This is a genomic window from Pseudomonas reactans, from assembly GCF_013385825.1.
In the GTDB taxonomy this organism is placed as follows: Bacteria; Pseudomonadota; Gammaproteobacteria; order Pseudomonadales; family Pseudomonadaceae; genus Aquipseudomonas; species Aquipseudomonas reactans.
The window spans coordinates 238,291-262,875 of the sequence record NZ_JACAPG010000002.1 but is presented as its reverse complement, the minus strand read 5'-3'; the positions used below and the strand labels follow the sequence as shown (position 1 = coordinate 262,875).

At 60.9% G+C, this 24,585-nt stretch carries 17 protein-coding genes; 11 read left to right on the top strand and 6 right to left on the bottom strand.

What is annotated here, in order from left to right:
- The first annotated feature begins 326 nt into the window (after positions 1 to 326).
- Entirely contained in the window at positions 327 to 725 is a 399-nt protein-coding gene (locus HX868_RS01200) for a hypothetical protein (RefSeq protein ID WP_177001634.1), read from the top strand.
- A gap of 176 nt (positions 726 to 901) precedes the next feature.
- Positions 902 to 1,627, top strand: a complete 726-nt coding sequence (locus HX868_RS01195) for a DUF4123 domain-containing protein (RefSeq protein ID WP_177001633.1) — start codon at positions 902 to 904, stop codon at positions 1,625 to 1,627.
- On the opposite strand, the gene HX868_RS01190 is transcribed toward HX868_RS01195, so the two are convergent.
- Complete coding sequence (locus HX868_RS01190; protein ID WP_177001632.1) at positions 1,613 to 2,890, bottom strand: O-acetylhomoserine aminocarboxypropyltransferase/cysteine synthase family protein; 1,278 nt, start codon at positions 2,888 to 2,890, stop codon at positions 1,613 to 1,615. The two genes, HX868_RS01195 and HX868_RS01190, sit on opposite strands and share 15 nt — an antisense overlap.
- Before the next feature lie 174 nt (positions 2,891 to 3,064).
- Here HX868_RS01190 and HX868_RS01185 point away from each other — a divergent pair, with 174 nt between their 5' ends.
- The gene (locus tag HX868_RS01185) at positions 3,065 to 3,901 is read left to right on the top strand and encodes a 23S rRNA (adenine(2030)-N(6))-methyltransferase RlmJ (RefSeq protein WP_106577568.1); all 837 of its coding nucleotides are present in this window, start codon (positions 3,065 to 3,067) and stop codon (positions 3,899 to 3,901) included.
- A 109-nt stretch (positions 3,902 to 4,010) separates the two neighbouring features.
- On the opposite strand, the gene msrA is transcribed toward HX868_RS01185, so the two are convergent.
- The 4 genes from msrA to aceE all read right to left on the bottom strand — a co-directional run bounded on the left by msrA (position 4,011) and on the right by aceE (position 12,028).
- Positions 4,011 to 4,658, bottom strand: coding sequence for a peptide-methionine (S)-S-oxide reductase MsrA (gene msrA, locus HX868_RS01180; RefSeq protein WP_095014424.1), 648 nt, complete (start codon positions 4,656 to 4,658; stop codon positions 4,011 to 4,013).
- 73 nt (positions 4,659 to 4,731) lie between these two features.
- On the bottom strand, positions 4,732 to 7,425 hold the full coding sequence (locus tag HX868_RS01175; protein WP_177001631.1) for a putative bifunctional diguanylate cyclase/phosphodiesterase: 2,694 nt from the start codon (positions 7,423 to 7,425) through the stop codon (positions 4,732 to 4,734).
- A 305-nt stretch (positions 7,426 to 7,730) separates the two neighbouring features.
- Positions 7,731 to 9,371, bottom strand: coding sequence for a dihydrolipoyllysine-residue acetyltransferase (gene aceF, locus HX868_RS01170; RefSeq protein WP_177001630.1), 1,641 nt, complete (start codon positions 9,369 to 9,371; stop codon positions 7,731 to 7,733).
- Positions 9,372 to 9,382: 11 nt separating this feature from the next.
- A complete protein-coding gene (gene aceE, locus HX868_RS01165) occupies positions 9,383 to 12,028 on the bottom strand; it encodes a pyruvate dehydrogenase (acetyl-transferring), homodimeric type (protein ID WP_177001629.1) in 2,646 nt (881 codons plus the stop codon).
- 383 nt (positions 12,029 to 12,411) lie between these two features.
- Here aceE and glnE point away from each other — a divergent pair, with 383 nt between their 5' ends.
- From glnE to HX868_RS01125, 8 genes are all read left to right on the top strand, one after another.
- On the top strand, positions 12,412 to 15,351 hold the full coding sequence (gene glnE / locus HX868_RS01160; RefSeq protein WP_177001628.1) for a bifunctional [glutamate--ammonia ligase]-adenylyl-L-tyrosine phosphorylase/[glutamate--ammonia-ligase] adenylyltransferase: 2,940 nt from the start codon (positions 12,412 to 12,414) through the stop codon (positions 15,349 to 15,351).
- Positions 15,352 to 15,512: 161 nt separating this feature from the next.
- Positions 15,513 to 16,547 carry a lipopolysaccharide heptosyltransferase II gene (gene waaF / locus HX868_RS01155; protein WP_177001627.1) on the top strand — a complete coding sequence of 345 codons (1,035 nt, stop codon included), beginning with the start codon at positions 15,513 to 15,515 and terminating at the stop codon, positions 16,545 to 16,547.
- A 1-nt stretch (position 16,548) separates the two neighbouring features.
- Positions 16,549 to 17,610 carry a lipopolysaccharide heptosyltransferase I gene (waaC, locus tag HX868_RS01150; protein ID WP_177001626.1) on the top strand — a complete coding sequence of 354 codons (1,062 nt, stop codon included), beginning with the start codon at positions 16,549 to 16,551 and terminating at the stop codon, positions 17,608 to 17,610.
- Positions 17,610 to 18,734, top strand: a complete 1,125-nt coding sequence (locus tag HX868_RS01145) for a glycosyltransferase family 4 protein (RefSeq protein WP_177001625.1) — start codon at positions 17,610 to 17,612, stop codon at positions 18,732 to 18,734. The genes waaC and HX868_RS01145 overlap by 1 nt, the downstream gene beginning before the upstream one ends.
- Positions 18,731 to 19,537 (top strand): lipopolysaccharide core heptose(I) kinase RfaP, encoded by an 807-nt coding sequence (rfaP, locus tag HX868_RS01140; RefSeq protein WP_177001624.1) that lies wholly within the window; start codon positions 18,731 to 18,733, stop codon positions 19,535 to 19,537. The genes HX868_RS01145 and rfaP overlap by 4 nt, the downstream gene beginning before the upstream one ends.
- Positions 19,537 to 20,271, top strand: coding sequence for a lipopolysaccharide kinase InaA family protein (locus HX868_RS01135; protein WP_177001623.1), 735 nt, complete (start codon positions 19,537 to 19,539; stop codon positions 20,269 to 20,271). Before rfaP ends, HX868_RS01135 begins: the two co-directional genes overlap by 1 nt.
- Positions 20,268 to 21,020, top strand: coding sequence for a lipopolysaccharide kinase InaA family protein (locus HX868_RS01130; protein WP_177001622.1), 753 nt, complete (start codon positions 20,268 to 20,270; stop codon positions 21,018 to 21,020). The genes HX868_RS01135 and HX868_RS01130 overlap by 4 nt, the downstream gene beginning before the upstream one ends.
- Positions 21,020 to 22,462 carry a lipopolysaccharide kinase InaA family protein gene (locus HX868_RS01125; RefSeq protein ID WP_177001621.1) on the top strand — a complete coding sequence of 481 codons (1,443 nt, stop codon included), beginning with the start codon at positions 21,020 to 21,022 and terminating at the stop codon, positions 22,460 to 22,462. Before HX868_RS01130 ends, HX868_RS01125 begins: the two co-directional genes overlap by 1 nt.
- Here HX868_RS01125 and HX868_RS01120 read toward each other — a convergent pair whose 3' ends face one another.
- Positions 22,463 to 24,550, bottom strand: coding sequence for a TonB-dependent receptor family protein (locus HX868_RS01120; protein WP_177001620.1), 2,088 nt, complete (start codon positions 24,548 to 24,550; stop codon positions 22,463 to 22,465).
- Positions 24,551 to 24,585: the final 35 nt, after the last annotated feature.

Genomic DNA, 24,585 nt, shown 5'->3' with positions numbered 1-24,585 from the left:
TACATGAAGGTGGGTGGTTTTGTGGGTATTGGGCTCGGCGGGACAGCGTCGGCGTTGAAGGTGAAAGAAACGTGTCGGGTTGGAAGCAGGGATGAGTGCCAGCAGGTCAAGCTCACCGAAAGTGGCGCATTCATTGGGATGGTAACAGGCGGAATAGTTGGGGCGTTGGGGAGCGGAACTATATGTGTCGGTATTGGCGTTGCTACCGTTGGGGTGGGCGGAGCGGTCTGCGCTGTTGTAGTCGCGGGGTTGGGGTCTGCTGTTGTGGGTAACGCGTTTTCAACAGTGGGTGAAACTGTTGGGGAAGTTGTCTATAAGGTGGTCCGATGATAAATGACTCAGAAATAATTTTTTTGATGTCATCATTAAGCCTGTTGGCGTTGGGTGCTTTCAGTGTTGGTGTTTGGTTTTATATAATTTTTTTTAGAATGTCTGAAGTTGTTAGTTGTTTGGAGCGGTCGTTAGTTGTTCAAGGCAGGTGCGAGTTTTTAAATGCTGGGCTGGTGGGTAATTTTTATATTCTAAGTGGGGTCTCTGGTGTGTTGGTTTTCCCTCAAAGATCAATTGAAAGGGGTGAACTTGATCTAGAGGACTATCGGCAGTTTCCAACGTCTTTAAAATTTTGGATTGTGTCCTCTACTTCAGCAGCAATTGTGCTTGCATTAGTCGGTGTTGGGATGGTCTTGGCAATTAAGTTCTTAGGGTGGCCTGCCTCGAGCCTTTAAGCTTTTTTCGCTACGCATAAATTTTATACTGAGCCAATTGGTTTGGGCACTGTGTCGTGCCTATCTTAAGAAATTGAACAGATATATATGAATTTAAAACGTAGAAGGTAGTTGTCGTTATTTTGGTGGTATGAATATTTCTTTGCGTGCTTGTTCTTTTGACAGGACTTTATCCAATGCCAAATCAATTATTACCCAGCGCTTGGTTGACTCAGAGCCCCCTCCAGCCCACCGAATACCTCTTTGTCATCCTCAGCAACGCCAGCGACGCCAAACCCTTCGCCGCTTGGCGATGTACTGCAGCTGGAATGCCGCTCCAACCCATCTGGGCAGGCACTGCCTACGCCGAGTGGAATGAAGTAATGCCTTATGTCGGCATCATCGAACCCAACAGCCCCTTCCTTGATTGGATAGCAACCACCGAGGCCACAGATTGGGGGTGGTTGGCGGTGTCCTCGAGCCCACTGGAAACGGTGGTAGCGCACCTGCAAAGCCTGACAAAGGTGTATTTACCGGATGACCAGGAGGTGTTTTTACGCTTCTGGGACGGCTCGCAGTTTTTGCCGATGTTGCAAACGTTGGGAGATGAGGTGGGGAAGGTGTTGCCGGTGTTCCAGCGCTATCTAATCAATGGCCAACCGCTGACAGGGGCGACCGGCCCGGTCACCGACGCCAAGGCCAGCCCCTGGTGGCGAGTGTCTGCACCGTTAATGGAGCACCTGGCTGAACAGTCACCGCACATCTTGATCGATAACCTGCTGCAATGGCTCGAAGAACAGCGCCCCGACCTCTACACCGCCTTCACGCCGACGACCCTGCAGCACAAGGTCGCCTATTTTGCGCGCAGTCCGAATGTCAGCCATGAGGCGCTGGCCGACTACCTTGCCTCAGAGCTGAGTTGAGCCCAATGCCTGCTGCAGATCTTCGATCAGGTCTTCAATCGCCTCGATACCTACCGACAGGCGAATCATCTCCGGCTTCACGCCGGCCTTGGCTTGTTCCTGCTCGTTCATTTGCCGGTGAGTGGTGGACGCCGGATGACACGCCAGGGACTTGGCGTCGCCGATGTTCACCAGGCGCTTGAAGATTTGCAGCGCATCGTAGAAGCGCACACCGGCGGCATAACCGCCTTTGAGGCCGAACGAGAGAATCGCCGAGGGTTTGCCCTGTAGGTATTTCTGCGCCAGTTCGTGGTGCGGGTGATCCGGCAGGCCGGCGTAGCTGACCCACTCCACATCCGTATGGCCTTGGAGGAACTGCGCAACTTTCAAGGCGTTTTCAGTGTGGCGCTCCATACGCAAGGCCAGGGTTTCCAAGCCTTGTAGCAGCAAGAAGGCATTCATCGGCGCCAGCGCCGCGCCCGTGTTGCGCAGCGGTACGGTACGCGCGCGGGCGATGAATGCGGCGGGACCGAACTTTTCGGTGTAGACCACACCGTGATAGGCCGGCTCTGGGTTGTTGAGGCCGGGAAATTTCTCCGGGTAGTCGGTCCAGGGGAAAGTGCCGCTGTCGACGATCACGCCACCCAGGGAATTACCGTGGCCGCCGATGTATTTGGTCACCGAGTGCACCACGATATCGGCGCCGAACTGGATCGGCTTGCACAGGATCGGCGTGGCCACGGTGTTGTCCACCATCAGCGGTACGCCACGCGCGTGGGCGACCTTGGCCAGGGCTTCCAGGTCGACGATATTGCCCGCCGGGTTGCCGATACTTTCGCAGTAGACCAATTTGGTGTTGCCGTCGATCAGTTCGGCGATGGCTTCGGCGGAGTCGTCGCGGGCGAAACGCACATCGACGCCAAAGCTGGGCAGCAAATGCGCGAACAAAGTGTAGGTGCCGCCGTAGAGCTGCGGGGTGGTGACGATGTTGTCGCCCGCTCGTGTAAGGGTCTGGATGGCATAGTGAATCGCCGCGCTGCCGGCCGATACGGCCAGGGCCGCGATACCGCCTTCCAGCGCGGCGATGCGCTGCTCCAGCACGTCATTGGTGGGGTTCATGATCCGTGTGTAGATATTGCCGGGCACGTCCAGGTTGAACAGATCGGCGCCGTGCTGGGCGTTATCGAATTCGAACGCGACGTTCTGGTAGATCGGCACTGCGACGGCCTTGGTGGTCGGGTCCGACTTGAAACCGTGGTGCAAGGCGATGGTGGCGTCTTTCATGATGGTGGTGGACCTCCCTGGCGTGTGGATCGCCACAATAAATCCGCACCCTCACCAACATTTAGACTTTTTTCAGGTGCACACCTGTCTTTTTGACATAAGCACCGCCCGGCACGCCGCACTGCACCAACGCCCGCGTAAAAGGTAAACTTCGCCCCCTGCGCAGGAGCAACCATGAATTATCGTCACGCCTTTCACGCCGGCAACCACGCCGATGTCTTCAAACACCTGACCTTGACCCGCCTCATCGCCCTGATGTCGCGCAAGGAGCAGCCGTTCGCATACCTCGACACTCACGCCGGTATCGGCCTGTACGACCTGCAGGGCGACCAGGCCAACCGCACCGGTGAATACCTGGAAGGCATTGCGCGCCTGTGGGGCGAAAGCGACTTGCCGCCGTTGACCGATGATTACATGCGCGTGCTGCATGAGATGAACCCGGACGGCCAATTGCGTTACTACCCTGGCTCGCCGGAGTTGGCGCGACGCCTCACGCGGCCCCAGGACCGCGTGCTGCTCAATGAAAAACACCCGGAAGACGGCGTGCTGCTCAAGGACAACATGAAGGGTGATCGTCGCGTGAAGGTGCACTTGGGCGAAGGCTGGCATGTACCGCGTGCCCTGCTGCCTGTGCCGGAAAAGCGCGCCTTGATGCTGATCGATCCGCCGTTCGAAAAACTCGACGAGATGCAACGCTGCGCCGCTTCCCTCAAGGAAGCCGTGAGCCGCATGCGCCAGACCGTCGCGGCCATCTGGTACCCGGTGAAAGACCAACGCATGTTGCGCCGTTTCTACCAGGACCTGGCTGGCACCGGTGCGCCGAAGTTGCTGCGTGTGGAGTTGCTGGTGCATCCGTTGGACACACCCAACACCCTGACCGGCTCGGGCCTGGCGATTGCCAACCCGCCGTGGGGCTTGGAGGAGGAGTTGCGTGAGCTGCTGCCGTGGCTGTCCAAGAAGCTGGGTCAGACCCAGGGCGGGTGGCAGATGGATTGGTTGATCGCTGAGTAACTTGTAGGAGCGAGCTTGCTCGCGAAAAACGTCAACGATAACGCGTGTTTTCAGACGAAACGTGTCGCGCTCAGGTTTTTCGCGAGCAAGCTCGCTCCTACAAGGATTTTCAGATCGGGCAGGTTACGCCGGTGCCACCAATCCCGCAGTAGCCCTGCGGGTTCTTCGCCAGGTACTGCTGGTGATACGCCTCGGCGAAGTACACCGTCGGTGCTTCTTCGATTTCCGTGGTGATCACGCCCAGACCAGCCTTGCTCAGTTCGCCTTGATAAGCCTCGGCACTCGCCTGTGCCGCCGCCAATTGCTCCGGCGTGGTCGCGTAGATCACCGAGCGGTACTGGCTGCCGATGTCGTTGCCCTGGCGCATGCCCTGAGTCGGGTTGTGCAGTTCCCAGAACATCTTCAGCAAATCTTCGTATTTCACCTTGGCCTGGTCGTACACCACCAGCACCACTTCGCTGTGGCCGGTCAGGCCCGAGCAGACTTCTTCATAGGTCGGGTTCGGCGTGTAGCCGCCGGCGTAACCGACCACGGTGCTGACCACGCCATCGCGCTGCCAGAACCGGCGCTCGGCCCCCCAGAAGCAGCCCAGGCCGAAGATCGCAAAGCCGACGTCATCCAGGAAAGGGCCGAGCAGCGGGTTGCCGTTGACGAAATGCGTCTCTGGCAGGTTCATCGGGGTTTCACGGCCAGGCAGAGCTTGTTCTTGGGTAGGCAGCACGTTTTTGTTCACCAGAATTTCCGAGCGCAAGACCATGATCAGTCCTCTCGTCAGGTTGAGTTAGCGGTAAAGATTCAGACAGCCAGTGTGCCCGAGTGTTACGGCGCTGTCAGGCGATTGGCCCGCGCGGGTAGCGTTTGAGCATCGCCAGCAGCTCTGCACCGGGGATCGGCCGGTCAAACAGGTAGCCCTGGCCGACATCGCAACGGTGGCGGCGCAGGAACGCCAGTTGCTCGGCGGTCTCGATGCCTTCTGCCACGACCTTGAGCTTGAGGTTGTGGGCCATGGCAATTACGGCCGAGGTGATTTCCATGTCGTCCTGGTTATCCGGGATTTCGTGGATGAAGCTGCGATCGATCTTGATGATGTCGATGGGGAATTTTTTCAAGTAACTCAACGACGAGTAGCCGGTGCCGAAGTCGTCCATGGCCAGGGTCAGGCCAAAGCTTTTCAGTTGATCAAGCTGCAGACGCGTGTCTTCGGTGGCTTCCAGCAGCAGGCCTTCGGTCAGTTCCAGCTCCAGCAGGTTGGCCGGCAGCTGTTCTTCCTTGAGGATCGCGGCAATCGAGGCCACCAGGTCCGGGTCGGAGAACTGCTTGGGCGACAGGTTGATTGCCACCTGCAGGTTGCCCATGCCGCCGGCGCTCAGTTGCTTGCTCATGCGGCAGGCCTGGCGGGCGATCCATTTGCCGATCGGGATGATCAGGCCGGTCTCTTCCGCCACGCTGATGAATTGGTCGGGGCGGATCATGCCCTTTTCCGGGTGGTTCCAGCGCAGCAGTGCTTCCATGCCCAGCAGGCGGCCGCTGCGCAGGCACAGCTTGGGCTGGTAGAACACGTCCAGCTCGTTTTGGGTGAGGGCGCGGCGCAGGTTGTTCTCGACGAACAGCTTGTAGCTGGCCTCGGCGTTCAGCGCTTCGGTAAACACTTGGACCTGGTGTTTGCCGTTGGCCTTGGCCTTGTGCAAGGCCAGGCCGGCGTTGCGCATCAGGGTCTGCGGATCGCGACCGTGCAGCGGCGCGCACGCCAGGCCCACGGAGCCGGTGACGCTGATCAACTGGTTGTCGACGAACATCGGTTTGTCGAGCGTCGCCAGCAACTGGCTGGCAACCTGCTGGCCGCTCTCCAGGTCGGTGTCGTCGAGCAGCACCGCGAACTCGTTACTGGCAAACCGTGCCAGGCTGCCGCCGGCACTCAGGCTGTTGCGCAAACGCCGTGCGAGGCTGATCAGCAGCTTGTCGCCGGTCTGGTGGCCGAGGCTATCGTTGATGCGCTTGAAGTTGTCGATGTCCACCAGCAACAGGCTGATCGGGCTGTCGCTGTCGCGGGCAAAGCGTTCGTCGAGGTTGCGGATGAACGCCGGGCGGTTACCCAGGTTGGTCAGGTTGTCGGTGTAGGCCAGGCGCTCGATGCGCTGTTGGGCCAGCTTGGTCTGGGTGATGTCTTCGTAGATGCCGATGTAGTGGGTCAACTCGCGGTTGTCGCCATACACCTTGGAAATCGACAACTGGCCCCAGTAGGGTTCGAGGTTTTTGCGGCGGCTCTTGAATTCACCCTGCCAGCTGTTGCTCTTGGCCAGGGCAGACGGTGCGTCGAACAGCAATTCACTGAGGTTTTCCAGCGCCGGCAACTGGGCCAGGCGGTGGCCGTGGACCTCTTCGGCGCTGTACTGAGTGATCGCGGTAAAGCTCGGATTGACGTACTCGACCACGCCGTCGCAGTTGACCAGCAGAAAGGCGTTGGCGCTTTGCTCCACGGCGCGCTGGAACAGGTGCAGAGCGCTGGTCGCCGTACGGCGGTTGTGGTTGTTGATGACTTGCGCGAACTGATCGGCCAGCTCGCCGGCAAAGGCAATTTCATCGGCCTGCCAGGCGCGGGTGCTGCCGCTTTGCTCCAGGCACAGCACGCCCACCACATGGCCGTCGACGCGAATGCTCGCGTCGAGCATGGCGTGGATGTCTTTATCGCGCAGGCTGTCGGCCATTTCCCGGGTGCGAGGGTCGCGCAGCGCGTTGGTGGCGTCGATCGCCCGGCTGCTGTGCAAGGCTTCCAGGTAGTCCGGGAAGCAGCTTGCATCAATGGATTCGGGCAGGTGGTGTTGCTCGTCGGCGCGGTGGTAGGCCGAGATCGGCACCAGGCGCTGACCTTCGAGGTTCCAGATGCTGGCGCAGTCAATCTGGTAGATATCGCAGGCACTGCGGGTGATCAGCTCGGCGGCTTCTTGCAGCGAATTGTGGGTCGTGTAGCGCTGGCGGGCCAATAGCAGGATCAGCTCCTGCTGGGCGCGCACCCGCTCCAGGTGCTGCAGTTGTTCCTGCTGGGCGCGCTGGTTGAGCTCCAGGGCGATCTGCAGGCGGCTGTTCTGGTTCTCCAGGTCTGCCGTCGGGGCAGCAGTGGGAATCTCGCTGAACAGGCCGTCGACCACCATCAGGTAGCCGCGCAGCAGGTGGCGATTGTGTTGCTTGTAGGATTCGCCCATCTCCAGCAGGCTCAGCGGCCCGTCGTTGGTGTGCAGGGTGTAGCGCACCAGGTAATGCGGGCTCTGGGTCAGTTGCTGCTGGATGGTGTCGTGCAGTTGATAGCGTGCCTGGGGCTCCATCAGGCTGGCGTAGGGCGTGCCGATCAAGGCGCACAACTCGACCGCTGGCAGGCCGAATTGGCGTTCGCAATTGGGGTCGAGGTAAAGGAGGGCCCAGCTTGCCTCATTCAGCCGCTCGAAACGCAGCATACCGAGGCGCGAAGGCACCGGTAACTGCGTCACTACCTCGGCCGCCATACGGGCGACATCGGGTTGGCTTTTCATGGGGGAAACTCACTTGAAATTACGCGCACGGCGCCGGGCTCACGCCCTCTTTTCTGTTGCCTGCGGCAAGGTTGCATCATGCGGCGCGGGCTGACAAGAGAGGATGAAGGCTAAGTGCTATAAGGGGGTTATCGGCTGCGAAAGGGATTTCTACAATCGGGGTGATGGAAGGTGTACAAGCCTGTTTTTGTTGTCCAACAAACCGGCAAAAAAAGCCCCGCCAAGTGGCGGGGTTGAGGTACGAGCGTGGCGCTCGAAAATCGGTGCAACCAGGCCTCCCGGGTGAACGGGAGGCCTGTTCGTGCTTACAGCAGGATGGTGCGGATGTCGTTCAGCAACTGGCTCAGGCGCTGGGTGAAGCGAGCAGCAGCAGCGCCGTTGATCACACGGTGATCGTAGGACAGCGACAGCGGCAGCATCAGCTTCGGCTGGAACGCTTTACCGTCCCACACAGGCTGGATGGTTGCCTTGGACACGCCCAGGATCGCCACTTCCGGCGCGTTGACGATTGGCGTGAAGCCAGTGCCGCCAATGTGACCGAGGCTGGAGATGGTGAAGCACGCGCCCTGCATGTCGTCCGGGGTGAGCTTCTTGTCGCGGGCCTTGGCAGCCAGTGCAGCGGCTTCGGCAGCGAGTTGCAGCAGGCTCTTCTGGTCGACGTTCTTGATGACCGGTACCAGCAGGCCATCCGGGGTGTCGACGGCAAAGCCGATGTGCACGTACTTCTTGCGGATGATCGCCTTGCCACTTGGGGCCAGCGAGGCGTTGAAGTCCGGCAGCTCCTTGAGCAGGTGCGCGCAGGCCTTGAGCAGCAGCGGCAGCACGGTCAGTTTCACGCCGGCTTTTTCGGCCACGGCTTTCTGCGCAACGCGGAAAGCTTCCAGGTCGGTGATGTCGGCCTGGTCGAACTGAGTCACGTGCGGGATGTTCAGCCAGCTGGCGTGCAAGCCGGCTGCGCCGATTTGCATCAGGCGGGTCATCGGCACTTCTTCGATTTCACCGAAGCGGCTGAAGTCCACGGTACGGATCGGCGGAATGCCCGAACCACCGGTAGCGCCGCCGGCAGCCGGAGCTTCCTTGGCTTTCTGCATCATGGCCTTGACGTAGACCTGCACGTCTTCCTTCAGCACGCGACCATGAGGGCCGGTGGCCGACACAGCGTTCAGCTCAACGCCGAACTCACGGGCCAGTTGACGCACGGCAGGGCCGGCGTGAACCTTGGCGCCGCTTGGCGCAGGTGCGGCAGCAGCAGGGGCCGCAGCGGCCTCGGCTTTTGCAGCAGGCGCAGGCGCAGCGGCAGCCGGTGCAGCTTCAGCCTTGGCGGCGGGAGCGGCGGCCGGAGCGGGCGCAGCAGCAGGTGCAGCGCCTTGTACTTTCAGCTTGAGGATGAAGTCGCCAGTGCCGACTTCGTCTTCCAGCTTGACTGCAATGCTTTCCACCACGCCGGCAGCCGGCGAAGGGATTTCCATGGAGGCCTTGTCGGACTCCAGGGTGATCAGCGACTGGTCGGCTTCGACGGTGTCGCCGACCTTGACCAGCAGCTCGATGATCTTGGCCTTGCCCGACGAACCGATGTCCGGGACATGAATGTCCTGGACGCTGGCGGCGGCAGGTGCAGCCGCCGGGGCCGGAGCGGCCTCGGCAGCAGCAGGCTTTTCAGCCGCAGGAGCAGCAGCGGCAGCAGGAGCCGCCGCAGGGGCTGCATCAGCGGCACCTTCGATTTCCAGTTCCAGCAGTTCGTCGCCTTCTTTCAGGCGGTCGCCCAGCTTCACTTTCAGGCTCTTGACCACGCCGGCCTTGGGAGCAGGGATTTCCATGCTCGCCTTGTCCGACTCCAGGGTCAGGATGCTCTGGTCGGCTTCGACGGTGTCGCCGACCTTCACAAACAGCTCGATTACTTCACCTTCACCGCTGCCGATGTCAGGTACGCGAATGAGTTCGCTCACAAAAAATCTCCTCAGCAGTCCAGTGGGTTGCGTTTTTCCGGGTTGATCCCGAACTTGACGATAGCGTCTGCCACCACCTTAGGTTCGATCTCACCACGGTCAGCCAAGGCTTCCAGGGCTGCCAACACCACGAAGTGACGGTCAACTTCGAAGAAGTGACGCAGCTTCTTGCGGCTGTCACTGCGGCCGAAACCGTCGGTGCCCAGGACTTTGAATTCCTTGGACGGGACCCACTGGCGAATTTGTTCAGCAAACAGTTTCATGTAGTCGGTCGAAGCGATCACCGGACCTTTACGGCCATTCAGGCACTCTTCAACGAAGGTGAGCTGTGGCTTCTGGCCAGGGTGCAGGCGGTTGTGACGTTCTACGGCCAGGCCGTCGCGACGCAGTTCGTTGAAGCTGGTAACGCTCCACACGTCAGCGCCGACGTTGAACTCTTCACGCAGGATCTTCGCCGCTTCACGCACTTCGCGCAGGATGGTGCCGGAGCCCATCAGCTGTACGTGGTGCGCTGCTTCCTTGGTGTCTTCTTCGAGCAGGTACATGCCCTTGATGATGCCTTCTTCCACGCCAGCCGGCATGGCTGGCTGCTGGTAGGACTCGTTCATCACGGTGATGTAGTAGAAAACGTCCTGCTGCTCTTCGGTCATCTTCTTCATGCCGTCCTGGATGATCACCGCCAGCTCATAGCCGTAGGTTGGATCAAAGGTGCGGCAGTTCGGGATGGTGGCAGCCAGGATGTGGCTGTGACCGTCTTCGTGTTGCAGGCCTTCGCCGTTCAGCGTGGTCCGGCCAGCGGTACCGCCGATCAGGAAGCCACGGGTACGGCTGTCGCCTGCTGCCCACGCCAGGTCGCCAATGCGCTGGAAGCCGAACATCGAGTAGAAGATGTAGAACGGCAGCATCGGCTGGTTGTGGCTGGAGTACGAAGTACCGGCAGCGATGAAGGAGCTCATGGCGCCCGCTTCGTTGATGCCTTCTTCGAGGATCTGGCCCTTCTTGTCTTCCTTGTAGAACATCACTTGGTCTTTATCGACTGGCTCGTAGAGCTGGCCGACGGAGGAGTAGATGCCCAACTGACGGAACATGCCCTCCATACCGAAGGTACGGGCTTCGTCCGGGATGATCGGCACGATGCGCGGGCCGATTTCCTTGTCCTTGACCAACTGCGCCAGGATGCGCACGAAAGCCATGGTGGTAGAGATTTCACGGTCGCCCGAGCCGTCAAGGATAGCCTTGAGGGTACTCAGGTCTGGCGTCGGTACGCTGAAGCTGTTGGCGCGACGCTGAGGCACGAAACCACCCAGTGCGGCGCGGCGCTCGGCCAGGTAACGGGCTTCGGCGCTGTTCGGCTCCGGCTTGAAGAACGGCAGGTTCTCCAGCTCTTCGTCCTTGACCGGGATGTCGAAGCGGTCGCGGAACAACTTCAGGCTGTCGACATCGACTTTCTTGGTGTTGTGCGCAGTGTTCTTCGCTTCGCCGGCACCGGTGCCATAACCCTTGATGGTCTTGGCCAGGATGACGGTTGGTTGTTCTTTGTGGTTGACCGCTTCGTGGTACGCCGCGTAGACCTTGTACGGGTCGTGGCCGCCACGGTTGAGTTTCCAGATCTCGTCGTCGGACAGGTCGGCAACCATCGCCTTGAGTTCAGGCGTGTTGAAGAAGTGTTCACGAACGAACGCGCCGTCTTTGGCTTTGTAGTTCTGGTACTCGCCGTCGATGACTTCGTCCATGCGACGTTGCAGGATACCGTCGACGTCCTTGGCCAGCAGTGGGTCCCAGAAACGGCCCCAGATGACTTTGGTCACGTTCCACTGAGCACCACGGAACACGCCTTCGAGTTCCTGGATGATCTTGCCGTTGCCGCGAACCGGGCCGTCGAGGCGCTGCAGGTTGCAGTTGATGACGAAGATCAGGTTGTCCAGCTTCTCGCGGCCGGCCAGGGAGATGGCGCCCAGGGATTCCGGCTCGTCACACTCGCCGTCGCCCAGGAAGCACCAGACTTTCTGCTTGCCTTCAGGAATGAAACCACGGGCTTCCAGGTACTTCATGAAGCGCGCCTGGTAGATCGCCTGGATTGGGCCCAGACCCATGGAAACGGTCGGGAACTGCCAGAAATCAGGCATCAGCCAAGGGTGCGGGTACGACGACAGGCCGTTACCGTCCACTTCCTGGCGGAAGTTGTTCATGTGTTCTTCGGTGATACGGCCTTCCATGAACGCACGGGCGTAAACGCCTGGAGAAGTGTGGCCCTGGAAGTAGATCAGGTCGCCGCCGTGTTCGTCGGTCGGGGCCTGGAAGAAGTAGTTGAAGCCGATGTCATACAGGGTTGCGCTGGAAGCGAAGCTGGAGATGTGACCGCCCAGGTCCGAATCTTTCAAGTTCGTGCGCATTACCATCGCCATGGCGTTCCAACGTACCAGCGAGCGAATGCGGCGTTCCATGAACAGGTCGCCAGGCATGCGTGCTTCGTGGGTAACGGGGATGGTGTTGCGGTATGGCGTAGTGATGGCGTAAGGCAGTTGCGAGCCGCTGCGGGTCGCGAGTTCGCCCATACGGGTCATCAGGTAGTGAGCACGGTCTTCGCCTTCTTTGTCGAGAACCGATTCCAGGGCGTCCAGCCATTCCTGGGTTTCGACGGGATCGAGGTCTTGCATGGCTTGCTCCAGGGCGGAAAGGCTACCAGAATCGGTTGCCTGAAGTTTGCGACTGGCCTTGTGGGCAGACGACATAAATTCTTGGATGGCCGAAGGTTGCTTCGGCGTCCTGTAGTTTTACTACAAATCGTCGGCCATTTCAGCCTTTCGAATGTATATACGAGTAGTAAAACTACACAAGACTGAGCGTATGGCTCGGTCTGGCTGGTGAGCATAATCGTTATTGTTGATCTTTTGCGAACAAGAAAAGGTGAATGTTTGATGTTGGCTGCCAAAATGAAATTAATTTCAGCTATTTCTAACCTTTGTTCGACAGTCCTTCATAGAGCGTGGTTCTTGCGTTCACAGCCACACGCCATTTACGCGCCGAACAAGGATAGACCATGAGCCTTCCAACACTCGCCGAACTACCGGCCATTCTCTTGCCAAAAGCCCAGCGAGCCGAGCAGTCATTTCGTGACGCAGTGGCCGCGCTGGACGACGATCATGGACTTTCTGCGTGGACGCCGCAACGGTGGGCCGACTTCGCCCGCGTGTGCGCGGCCAGTGATTTTGTCATTGAACAGAGTGTTCGTGACCCTTTGATGTTGTTGGAGTTGGTGGCCTGGGGCGAGTTGGACCGTGGTTTCGCGCCCGACGAGCTGTGCGGGCAGATTGCTGGCGCCGTGCAACAAGCCGAAACAGAAGACGAGCTGGGCCGTGTGCTGCGTCGCCAGCGTACGCGCCAGCAGGTGCGCATCATCTGGCGCGACCTGACCCGCCAGGCGGACCTGGTGCAAACCTGCCGCGACCTCTCCGACATGGCTGACGCCAGCATCGACCAAGCCTACCAATGGCTGTACCAGCGCCACTGCGTGCAGTTCGGCACGCCCACTGGCCGGCGCAGCGGCGAGCCGCAGCACATGGTCATCCTCGGCATGGGCAAGCTCGGCGCGGTGGAGCTGAACCTATCGTCGGATATCGACCTGATCTTCGCCTACCCCGAGGGCGGCGAAACGGTGGGCGTCAAACGCTCCCTGGATAACCAGGAATTTTTCATTCGTCTTGGTCAAAAACTGATCAAGGCCCTCGACCCGATGACCGTCGACGGCTTCGTATTTCGTGTCGACATGCGCCTGCGCCCCTACGGTTCGGCCGGTGCACTGGTGCTCAGCTTCAATGCGCTGGAGCAGTACTACCAGGACCAGGGCCGCGACTGGGAGCGCTACGCCATGATCAAGGCGCGGGTCGTTGCTGGCGACCAGGTGGCCGGTGCGCAACTGCTCGACATGCTGCGACCGTTTGTCTATCGCCGCTACTTGGACTTTTCCGCCATCGAAGCGCTGCGCACCATGAAGCAGTTGATCCAGCAGGAAGTGCGGCGCAAGGGCATGGCCGACAACATCAAGCTGGGTTCGGGCGGCATCCGCGAAGTGGAATTCATCGCCCAGGCCTTCCAGCTGATCCACGGTGGTCGTGACCTGAGCCTGCAGCAGCGTCCGTTGCTCAAGGTGCTCGGTACGCTGGAAGGCCAGGGCTACCTGCCGCCGGCGGTGATCGCCGAATTGCGCAATGGCTACGAATTCCTGCGCTACACCGAACACGCGATCCAGGCGATTGCCGACCGGCAGACGCAAATGCTCCCGGACAGCCCGGAAGACCAGGCGCGCATTGCCTTTATGTTGGGCTTTGCTGACTGGGCCGCCTTCCACGAACGCCTCATGTACTGGCGCGGTCGGGTGGACTGGCATTTCCGCCAAGTGATCGCCGATCCTGACGAAGAAGAGGGCGAAGAAAGCGAGTTGGTGGTGGGCGGTGAGTGGTTGCCGCTGTGGGAAGAATCCCAAGATGAAGAAGCCGCCTGCCGGCAATTGGCCGAAGGTGGTTTTACCGACGCGACCAAGGCCCTCAAGGCGTTGGCCGGCCTGCGCAACAGCCCGCAACTGCGCGCCATGCAGCGTTTGGGGCGTGAGCGGCTGGATGCATTTATTCCGCGCCTGCTTGCCCAAGCGGTGGAGCACGCCAACCCGGACCTGGTGTTGGAGCGCGTGCTGCCATTGGTCGAAGCCGTCGCGCGGCGTTCCGCTTATCTGGTGCTGCTCACGGAAAACCCCGACGCCCTGCGTCGCCTGTTGACCCTGTGCGCCGCCAGTCCGTGGATCGCCGAGCAGATTACCCGCTTTCCGCTGTTGCTCGACGAATTGCTCAACGAAGGCCGTCTGTTCAAGCCTCCGTTGGCGCCTGAATTGGCCGCCGAGTTGCGCGAGCGCCTGACGCGCATCCCCGAAGACGACCTTGAGCAACAGATGGAAGCCCTGCGCCACTTCAAGCTGGCCCACCGTCTGCGTGTGGCCGCCTCGGAAATCGCTGGCAGCTTGCCGTTGATGAAGGTCAGCGACTACCTCACCTGGCTTGCCGAGGCCATTCTCGAACAAGTGCTGGCCCTGGCCTGGCGCCAGACCGTGGCGCGCCACGGTTCACCGCAACGATTGGACGGCACCCTGTGCGATCCTGGGTTCATCATTGTCGGTTATGGGAAAGTCGGCGGGATCGAACTGGGGCATGGTTCGGACCTGGACCTGGTGTTTATTCACGATGGTGATCCGCAGGCTGAAACCGATGGTGCCAAACCGATCGACGGGGCGCAGTTCTTCACGCGCCTGGGCCAAAGGATCATCCACTTGCTGACCACCCAGACCAACTCCGGCCAGTTGTACGAAGTCGACATGCGCTTGCGGCCTTCCGGCGCGTCCGGTTTGCTGGTGAGTTCGCTGGGTGCGTTTGACCGTTATCAACGAAATGAAGCGTGGACCTGGGAACATCAGGCGCTGATCCGTGCGCGGGTGCTGGTCGGCAGCCAGGATGTAGGCCATGCGTTTGAGCAAGTACGGGCTAAAGTGCTGGGGCAGGAGCGGGACCTGGCGAAGCTGCGCCAGGAGGTCAGCGAGATGCGCGCCAAGATGCGCGACAACCTGGGCACCAAGACCACGGCGGCCGGCACCGGCGCCAATGCCTTCGAGGCCACGGCAGTGTTCGACCTCAAGCAGGACGCCGGAGGTATCGTCGATATTGAATTTATGGTGCAATACGCGGCTTTGGCGTGGTCTGCGCAACATCCATCGTTGCTGCGCTACACCGACAATATCCGCATTCTGGAAGGCCTGGAGCAGGTGGGCTTGATGCCCGCCGCCGATGCCCACCTGCTGCGCGAGGTGTATAAGGCCTACCGTTCCGCCGCGCATCGCCAGGCCTTGCAAAACGAGGCCGGCACGGTAGCCGGGGATCAGTTCGCCGACGAACGGCGCCAGGTGATGCGAATCTGGAAAGAACTGGGGTTAAGTTGAGTCAACTGTAGGAGCCGGCTTGCCGGCGATGAGGCCCTTGGAATCCATGGAGATCTTTCGGACGTTATCGCTGGCAAGCCAGCTCCTACAATTGTTCGTCTCCTACAGAAAATTTCGATGCGGGGAGGCATAAGCCTCCCCGCATCGTTTGTGGAAACTACATGAATATTCTGATCGTTGGGCCCAGTTGGGTCGGTGACATGGTGATGGCGCAGACACTGTTCAAGTGCCTGCGCATGCGCTACCCGGACTGCCAGATCGACGTACTTGCCCCTGAGTGGAGCCGGCCGATCCTCGAACGCATGCCGCAAGTGCGCAAGGCCTTGAGCTTCCCGCTCGGCCATGGCGCGCTGGAGCTTGCGACGCGCCGTCGCATCGGTAAATCCCTGGCGGGTGAATACGACCAGGCGATCCTGCTGCCCAATTCGCTCAAGTCGGCGTTGGTGCCGTATTTCGCCGGTATCCCCAAGCGCACCGGCTGGCGTGGTGAGTTCCGCTACGTGCTGCTCAATGACGTGCGCACTCTGGACAAAGCCCGCTACCCGCTGATGATCGAGCGCTTCATGGCCCTGGCCTACGAGCCGGGGGCCGAGTTGCCCACGCCGTATCCGCGTCCGAGCTTGCAGATTGATCCGGTGAGCCGTGACGCCGCCCTGGCCAAGTTCGGCCTGGAACTCGATCGTCCAGTCCTGGCGCTGTGCCCCGGCGCCGAGTTTGGCGAGTCCAAGCGCTGGCCGTCGGAGCACTACGCCAAGGTCGCCGAGGCGAAGATCCGCGAAGGCTGGCAGGTATGGCTGTTTGGTTCGAAGAAAGACCATCCGGTGGGCGAAGACATTCGCCAACGCCTGATTCCGGGCCTGCGTGAAGAGGCGGTCAACCTCAGTGGTGACACGTCGCTCGCCGAAGCCATCGACCTGCTGTCCTGCGCTGACTCGGTGGTGTCCAACGACTCCGGCCTGATGCACGTCGCCGCCGCGCTGAACCGCCCGCTGGTGGCGGTGTACGGCTCCACGTCGCCGGGTTTCACGCCGCCGTTGGCCGACAAGGTCGAAGTGGTGCGCCTGGGCCTGGAGTGCAGCCCGTGTTTTGATCGCACCTGCCGTTTCGGTCACTACAACTGCATGCGCCAGTTGCTGCCGCAGCCGGTGAACGAAGCCTTGCAGCGGTTGCAGGGCTCTGCGGTCGAGGTCCGATAGTTTGCGCGTACTGGTAATCAAGACCTCATCCTTGGGCGACGTGATTCATGCCTTGCCGGCCCTGACTGATGCAGCGCGGGCGATTCCCGGCATCCGATTCGACTGGGTGGTGGAAGAAGGCTTCGCCGAGATTCCCACCTGGCACCCGGCGGTCGATAAGGTGATCCCGGTGGCGATCCGCCGCTGGCGCAAGAACCTCTGGCAGACCATCAAGAGTGGCGAGTGGCGGCGCTTCAAACAGCAAGTCCAGTCGACTAAATATGACCTTGTGATCGATGCCCAGGGCCTGCTGAAAAGCGCCTGGCTGACCCGCTACGTGCGTGCGCCCATCGCGGGTTTCGACAAGCATTCCGCCCGCGAGCCGATGGCTGCACGTTTCTATTCCCGTCGCCTCGCCGTGGCGCGTGGGCAGCACGCGGTGGAGCGTCTGCGTCAGCTGTTCGCCGTGGCCCTCGGTTATGACTTGCCCAAAGGCTTGGGCGACTACGGCCTGAGCACTGAAAAACTCCTGGGCCTGCCGCCGAAAAAGCCGTTTGTACTGCTGCTGCACGGTACCACTTGGGACACCAAGCACTGGCCCGAAGCTTACTGGCGCGAGCTGGCCGAGCGCATGGGGCGCCTGGGTGTGGATGTGAAGTTGCCTTGGGGCAACGCCGCCGAAAAAGCCCGCGCCGAACGCCTGGCCCAAGGCCTGCAAAACGCCGAAGTGCTGCCCAAATTGAACCTGGCCGGCGTCGCCCGCGTACTGGCCGGCGCCCGTGCCTGTGTGGCGGTGGACACCGGTCTCGGTCACTTGGCCGCCGCGCTGGATGTGCCGACCATTTCCCTGTTCGGCCCGACCAACCCCGGCCTCACCGGCGCGTATGGCAAGGGCCAGATTCACCTGGCCAGCGACTTCCCCTGCGCACCGTGCCTGCAAAAACAATGTACCTATCAACCGACGGCCGACGACCTGCGTCGGTTCGACCTCAAGCGCGAGTCGCCCCTGTGCTTCACGCGCCTGAACCCTGAGCGTGTGGCAAGCCGACTGAGCACGTTGTTATTGGCTGAGGAGCTGCACTGATGCAACTGGCTTTTGTTTTGTACAAATATTTCCCCTTCGGTGGCCTGCAGCGCGACTTCATGCGCATCGCCCTGGAGTGCCAGCAGCGCGGCCATCAGATTCGTGTCTACACGCTGATCTGGGAAGGCGACATCCCGCCCGGCTTCGAAGTGCTGGTGGCGCCGGTCAAGGCGTTCTTCAACCATCGGCGCAATGAGAAGCTCAGCGCCTGGATGGCCGCCGACCTGGCCAAGCGCCCGGTAGATCGCCTGATCGGCTTCAACAAAATGCCGGGCCTGGATGTGTACTACGCCGCCGACGGCTGCTTTGAAGACAAGGCGCAAAATCTGCGCCACTCGCTGTACCGCTATTTTGGTCGCTACAAGCACTTTGCCGACTACGAGCGCGCGGTGTTCGCCAAGGACGCCAAGACCGAAGTCCTGATGATTTCCGAAGTGCAGCAGCCGCTGTTCATCAAACACTACGATACGCCGCTGGAGCGCTTCCATCTGCTGCCGCCGGGCATTGCCCAGGACCGCCGCGCGCCGCCGAATGCCGCCGAAATCCGTGAAGGGTTCCGCAAGGAATTCAACCTGGGCGCTGACGACCTGCTGCTGGTGCAAATCGGCTCGGGCTTCAAGACCAAGGGCGTCGACCGCAGCCTCAAGGCCGTGGCCGCGTTGCCGGCGGAACTGAAAAAACGCACGCGCCTGTTTGTAATCGGCCAGGACGACCCCAAAGTATTCCAACTGCAAAGCGCAACGCTGGGGCTGGGCGACAACGTGCAGTTCCTCAAGGGCCGCAGCGATATCCCGCGTTTCCTGCTGGGTGCCGACCTGTTGATCCACCCGGCGTACAACGAAAACACCGGCACCGTATTGCTTGAAGCCTTGGTGGCCGGGCTGCCGGTACTGGTCTCGGCCGTATGTGGTTATGCCCACTACATCGCCGAAGCCGACAGCGGTCTGGTGCTGGATGAGCCGTTCGAACAAGCGCAGCTCAACCAGTACCTGGCGAATATGCTCACTGACACTGCACAGCGCGCGGCCTGGAGCCGCAATGGTTTGGCCTTCGCTGAGACGGCCGACCTTTACAGCATGCCGCAGCACGCTGCGGATGTGATCCTGGCGGAGCCAAAACGATGAAGTTGATTCTTGCCGAACCGTTCAAGACGTTATGGGCCGGGCTTGATGCCTTTGCCGAAGTCGAGAAACTGCAAGGCGAAGTATTCCGCGAGCTGGCGGCGCGTCGCACCCTGCGTACCGTGGTGGATGGCCGTCCGTATTTTGTGAAAATCCACCGTGGCATTGGCTGGGCGGAAATCTTCAAGAACCTGATCACCGCCAAGTTGCCGGTGCTAGGCGCTGGCTTGGAGTGGGATGCCATCCACCGCTTGCAGGAACTGGGCGTTCCGACCATGACTGGCGTGGCCTTCGGCGAAAAAGGCAGCAACCCGGCGGACCAGCACTCGTTCATCATCACCGAAGAGCTGGCACCGACCCTTAGCCTGGAAGATGTGACGATCAATTGGGTGGCGGAGCCTCCGGCGCCTGCGTTGCGTCATGCGCTCACCCATGAGCTGGCGCGCATGGTCGGCGATATGCACCGTGGCGGTGTGAACCACCGCGACTGCTACCTGTGCCATTTCCTGCTGGACACGGCCAAGCCCATTGATGCGAAGAACATCAAGCTGTCGGTGATCGACCTGCATCGCGCCCAACTGCGCGCGCACTTGCCGTTGCGTTGGCGCGACAAGGACCTCTCCGCGCTGTACTACTCGGCGCTGGAAATCGGCCTGACCCGTCGCGACAAACTGCGTTTCCTCAAGGGTTACTTTCGCCAGCCGCTGCGCCAGATCCTGGCCGAGCAATCGGCGTCGTTGAACCTGATGCAGCGTAAGGCCGACAAGCTTTACGCACGCAAGCAGCGCCTCGGGGATGCAATCTGATGGCGGGTTGGAACCTGGAACCTGCCTACGCCCACCTGGCGGATGATTTTGGAAGCCTCGAAGCGGTTTTCGCCCTGCAGGGCGAGCGGCTAACCCGTGATCCACTGTCGGAAGTGATCCGTGTGGAGCGCGGCGGGGTCAATTACTACGTCAAGCGCTACACCGGCGCCGGCAAGGGCCTGCGGCGTTACCTGGGCAAGCCTCGGGTCAAGTCCGAGTGGCAGAACCTCAAGCGCTTCGCCAAGTGGGGCATTCCCACCGCCGATGTGGTTGCCTGGGGCCTGGAGCGCAAAGGCCTGGCCTACGACCGTGGCGCGATGATCACCCGCGAGCTGCCGAGGACCGAAGACCTTTCGGTGCTCGCCGAGCGCAACGATGCGCGCCTGCGCGACCCCAAGTGGGTCAACGCGGTGAGCCGCCAGCTCGCCGAATACACGCGCACCATGCACGACCATCGTTTTACCCATAACGATTTGAAGTGGCGCAACCTGCTGGTTGATGACCAAGCGACCCTGTACCTGATCGATTGCCCCAACGGCGATTTCTGGCGCGGGTTCTGGCTCAAGTACCGCATCACCAAAGACTTGGCCTGCCTGGACAAAGTGGCCAAGTATCACCTGTCCGCCACCCAGCGCCTGCGGTTCTACATACAGTACCGTCAACGCCGGCACCTGAGTGCATCGGATAAAGAGCGGATTCGCCACGTGGTGAAGTTTTTCGAGGGGCGCGAATGAGTGACTTCCTGGCGGTTGAGGACCGTGCGCTTCTGGAGCGCAACGGCCTGGCAACTTTTGATGCCCTATGGGCCAAGCAACTGGACGCGGTGGACGAGCCGAACACCAGCAAGGGTGGCTGGAGCAGCGTGTTCCGCCTGGAGCTCGACGGCCACGGTTACTACCTCAAGCGCCAGAGCAACTACCTGACGCGCAGTTTGCACCGCCCGTTTGGCGAGCCGAGTTTTTCTCGCGAATTTCGTAATATCAGTCGGTACCAAAAGCTCGGTATCCCGGCGTTGCAGGCGGCGTTCTATGGCGAGCGCAAAGTGGCCGGCGAACACCGTGCCATGCTGTTGACCCGCGCCCTGGATGGCTGGAATGACCTGGACTCGTTGCTGGAGCATTGGCCTTCGCTCGGTGATGCCCAGCACCGCGCGATCCTGCTGGCCTGCGGTCAGCTTGCGCGTCAATTGCACAGTGTCGGCCAGGTGCATGGCTGTTTTTACCCCAAGCATATTTTTATGCAGGCCAGCGGCGACGGCTATGTCGCGCAGTTGATCGACCTGGAGAAAACCCGCCCGCTGCTGTTCGGCTGGCGTGATCGGGTCAAGGACCTGGAGCCTTTGCTGCGTCGTGCACCGCAGTGGTCTGACGAGCAAGTTCGCCAACTGCTGGCTGCCTACCTCGACCAGCCTGAAGACAGCGCGCTGGTCTCCACCTGGCTCCAGAAGTTGACCGCTCGCCGCAGCCACAAGGAAAACCGTTGATGCGTTTGTCCGAGCTGAAAACCGCCGGCCGCACGCCGGGCTTGCCCCTGACCCTGGAGCTGGCCGATGCGGCGGGCCCTGGCCAGTTGCAACTGCTGAGTCTGTTGCGCGTGTTGCCCGGCGAACGGTATGTGGGCGCCGCCGTCTGGCGTGGCCGTCCGGTGTTGGCCAAGTTACTGGTGGGCAGCAAGGCGGCGCGGCATTTTCAGCGAGAACTCACAGGCGTGCGCCTGCTCGCTGAACAGGGGCTGACGACGCCGTTGTTGCTTGCGGACGGGTTGCAAGAAGGCGAGGGTGGTTGGCTGCTGTTCGAATTTATCGAGGGCGCCGAAAGCCTGGCCGATGCCTGGCAGGCCGTCGAAGGGTTGCCGCCGTTGGCTGACGAGCAAACCGCGGTGCTGGCCGAAGCGCTGGGCGCCATTGCGCAGATGCACACCAAGGGGCTGTGGCAGGAAGACCTGCACCTGGACAACCTGCTGCGCCAGGACGGCAAACTGTACCTGATCGATGGCGCTGGGATCCGCGTCGAAGAGGCGGGCAAGCCGCTGTCGCGCAACCGCGTACTGGAAAACCTCGGCGTGTTTTTCGCCCAGTTGCCGAAGAATCTCGAACCGTTCACCGAAGAACTGCTGGTGTACTACCTGTTGAGCAATGGCGAGCACGCCCTTCCGTTGGAAGTCCTGGAAAAGCAGGTGCGCAAGGTCAGCGCCTGGCGCCTCAGGGACTTTTTGAACAAGGTCGGCCGCGAGTGCACGTTGTTCAGCGTGGTGCGTGGCGCTTTCGCCTTGCGCGCCATTCGCCGCGAAGAAGAGCCGGCGATGCTGCCGGTGCTGGAGCAGGCCGATTCGCTGCTGGACCAGGGTCATTTGTACAAGACCGGTGGTGCTGCCAGCGTGGCCAAGGTCGAGGTGGCCGGTCGGCAACTAGTGATCAAACGCTACAACATCAAGGGCTTTGTCCATTGGCTCAAGCGTTTCTGGCGTCCAAGTCGCGCCTGGCATTCCTGGCGCGAAGGCAACCGTCTGGCCTTCCTCGGTATCGCCACGCCCAAGCCGCTGGCGGTACTGGAAAAACGCTTCTTCTGGTTGCGTAGCCGCGCGTACCTGATCACCGAATATTTGCCTGGCCCGGACATCATCGAACGCTTCGCGCCGTACGTTGAAAACGGTGATGCGCCGGAAAACGAGCTGCAGGCGCTGGATCACCTGTTTGCCGAGCTGATCCGCGAACGCATCAGCCATGGTGATTTCAAGGGGCACAACCTGTTTTGGGACAAGGATCGCTGGTCGTTGATCGACCTGGATGCGATGTGTCAGCACGGCTCTGATGCCAGCTTCGCCCCAGCGTATGCTAAGGACCGGGCGCGGTTTATGCGTAACTGGCCGCAAAGCAGCGCGCTGTACACGTTGATTGATCAGCGGCTGCCTCGAGACATCAACTGATCAAAACTGATACTCCGCCCCTGCGCCCGCATACCACGACCGCCCAGGCGCCGCTTCGTAATAGCGGTTGTTGCCATCGCCGACGATCACCGAGCCGACGTACTGGCGGTCCAGCAGGTTATCCAGGCGCAGGGTCTGGTGAAAGGTCCAGTGTTCGACTTTCTGCTCGAAGCGTGCGCGCCAGTTGAAGACGCTATAGGCCGGCGCGGCACGTTGGCTGTTGGTGTCTTCGACATAGACCTTGCTGCGGTACAGGCCTTCGATGGCGGTGCTGACCCAGTCGCGGGGTTTCCAGTTCAGCTCAGCGAACAGCGTGGTTTGCGGCACGCCGGGCAGATAGTTGCCTTTGTCGACGGCGGTGCTGCCGCCGCTGACGAAGTCGCTGTCGTAGGTGGCTTGCAGGCGGGTGTAGGCGAGGCTGGTGCTCCAGTGTTCGCTGAGCTGGCTTTCGATGCCCAGTTCGAAGCCGCGACGCAGGGTGCGGCCGGCGTTTTGGTAGCTGGTGCGGCCGTCTTTGGATTGAGCGACCACCAACTCATCTTTCGTGGTTATCTGGAACACGGCTGCGTTGATCCTGGTGTTCTTCACCTGGGCCTTTAGTCCCACTTCATACTGGGTGCTCTCTGACGGTTTCAGGCCGAAATTGAAGCCCTCCACGCTGCCGGGTGCGTAGGCCAATTCGGCCTGGGTCGGTGTTTCGAATCCTTTGCCCGCGCTGACATAACCATGCAGCTCGGGCGTGAAGGCGTACATCACGCTCATCGAGGGTGTGTTTTTCTGATAGGTCTTGTGACCACTCGCGTCGCCGTTACTCAGGAATTGATCATCGACGTCCAGCTCCATGGTGCTGTGCCGCACGCCCGCTTGCAGGGTCCAGCGGTCCAGGGCCCAGTTGGCCTGGATGTAAGGGTCGAGGCTGCGGGCGGTGTCGATTTCATCGCGACGTAGCTGGCCTTTCACGCCGAGGGTGTTGCCACTGTAGTTCTGGTAGCCGTGGCGACTGTCTTCGCTCTGGTCGAAGTCCAGACCGGTGATGATCATCAACTCACCCGGTGCGCTCTCGATAGGCTGCATCCAGCGCACGCTGCCGCCGTAGAACTTGCGGTCGAATTGCACCACGCCGCCGCCACGTTCGTTGGCAGGTGTCCCTTTTGGAATCGACAAGTACTGAATCACACTCCGCCGCCCCGTATACGCATTCACCTGCAACGTCGCATCGCCGATGTAGCGCTCGTAATTCATGCCCAATTGCTGATGATCGATGCTTTTTCGTGTGTTGTAGGTCAGCGCATTGGCACTCACCGAGCGTGGATCAGCTTTGTACGCGGCCCACGTCTGCCCAAGTGGATCCTGCGTGCCGTTCTGTTCCAGGCTGCTGTAGATCAGCGCGAGCTTGCTGTCGTCATCCGGCTGGACGTTGAGCTTGGCAAACGTCTGGTCACGGCGCGCACTGCTGTGGTCGCGGTAACCGTCGGTGTCCATGCGCGAAGCGTCGAGCACGAAGCCTGCGCCATTCGCTGCGCCCTCGGCGGTCAGGTGGTTCTTGTTCAAACCGTCGCTGCCCACCAGGGTTTCGGCGCCAATGCGCGGCGGGCCTTCGCCGTCGCGGGAGAACATCTGGATCACGCCGCCAGCATTGCTGCCATACAAGGTGGCCGCAGGGCCGCGCAACACTTCGATGCGTTCGGCGGTGTCGAGGTTGAACGTGGCTGCCTGGCCCTGGCCATCCGGGGTGCTGGCGGGGATGCCGTCGGCGATCAGCTTGATGCCGCGCACGCCAAACGCCGAGCGCGCGCCGAAGCCGCGGGAGGAAATCTGCAGGTCCTGGGCATAGTTCTGGCGGTTCTGCACCACCAGGCCAGGCACGCGGGACAGCGCTTCGGAGGCGTTGATGCCCAATTGACCGTCGCTGATCTGCTCGCGGCTGATGCCGTCGACCGAATAGGGCAGGTCGAAGGCCGGGCTGGCGCTGCGTGAGCCGGTGACCACGCTGGGGTCCAGGATCAGCGGTGCATCGTCAGCCGGTGCGGCCTCGCTCAAGGCGAGCAGGCCGGGCAGCAACAAGGTGAAGCGGGTGAAGGTTTTCATCGGTCAGCCAGAATCCATGGCGCGTCGTATAGGAG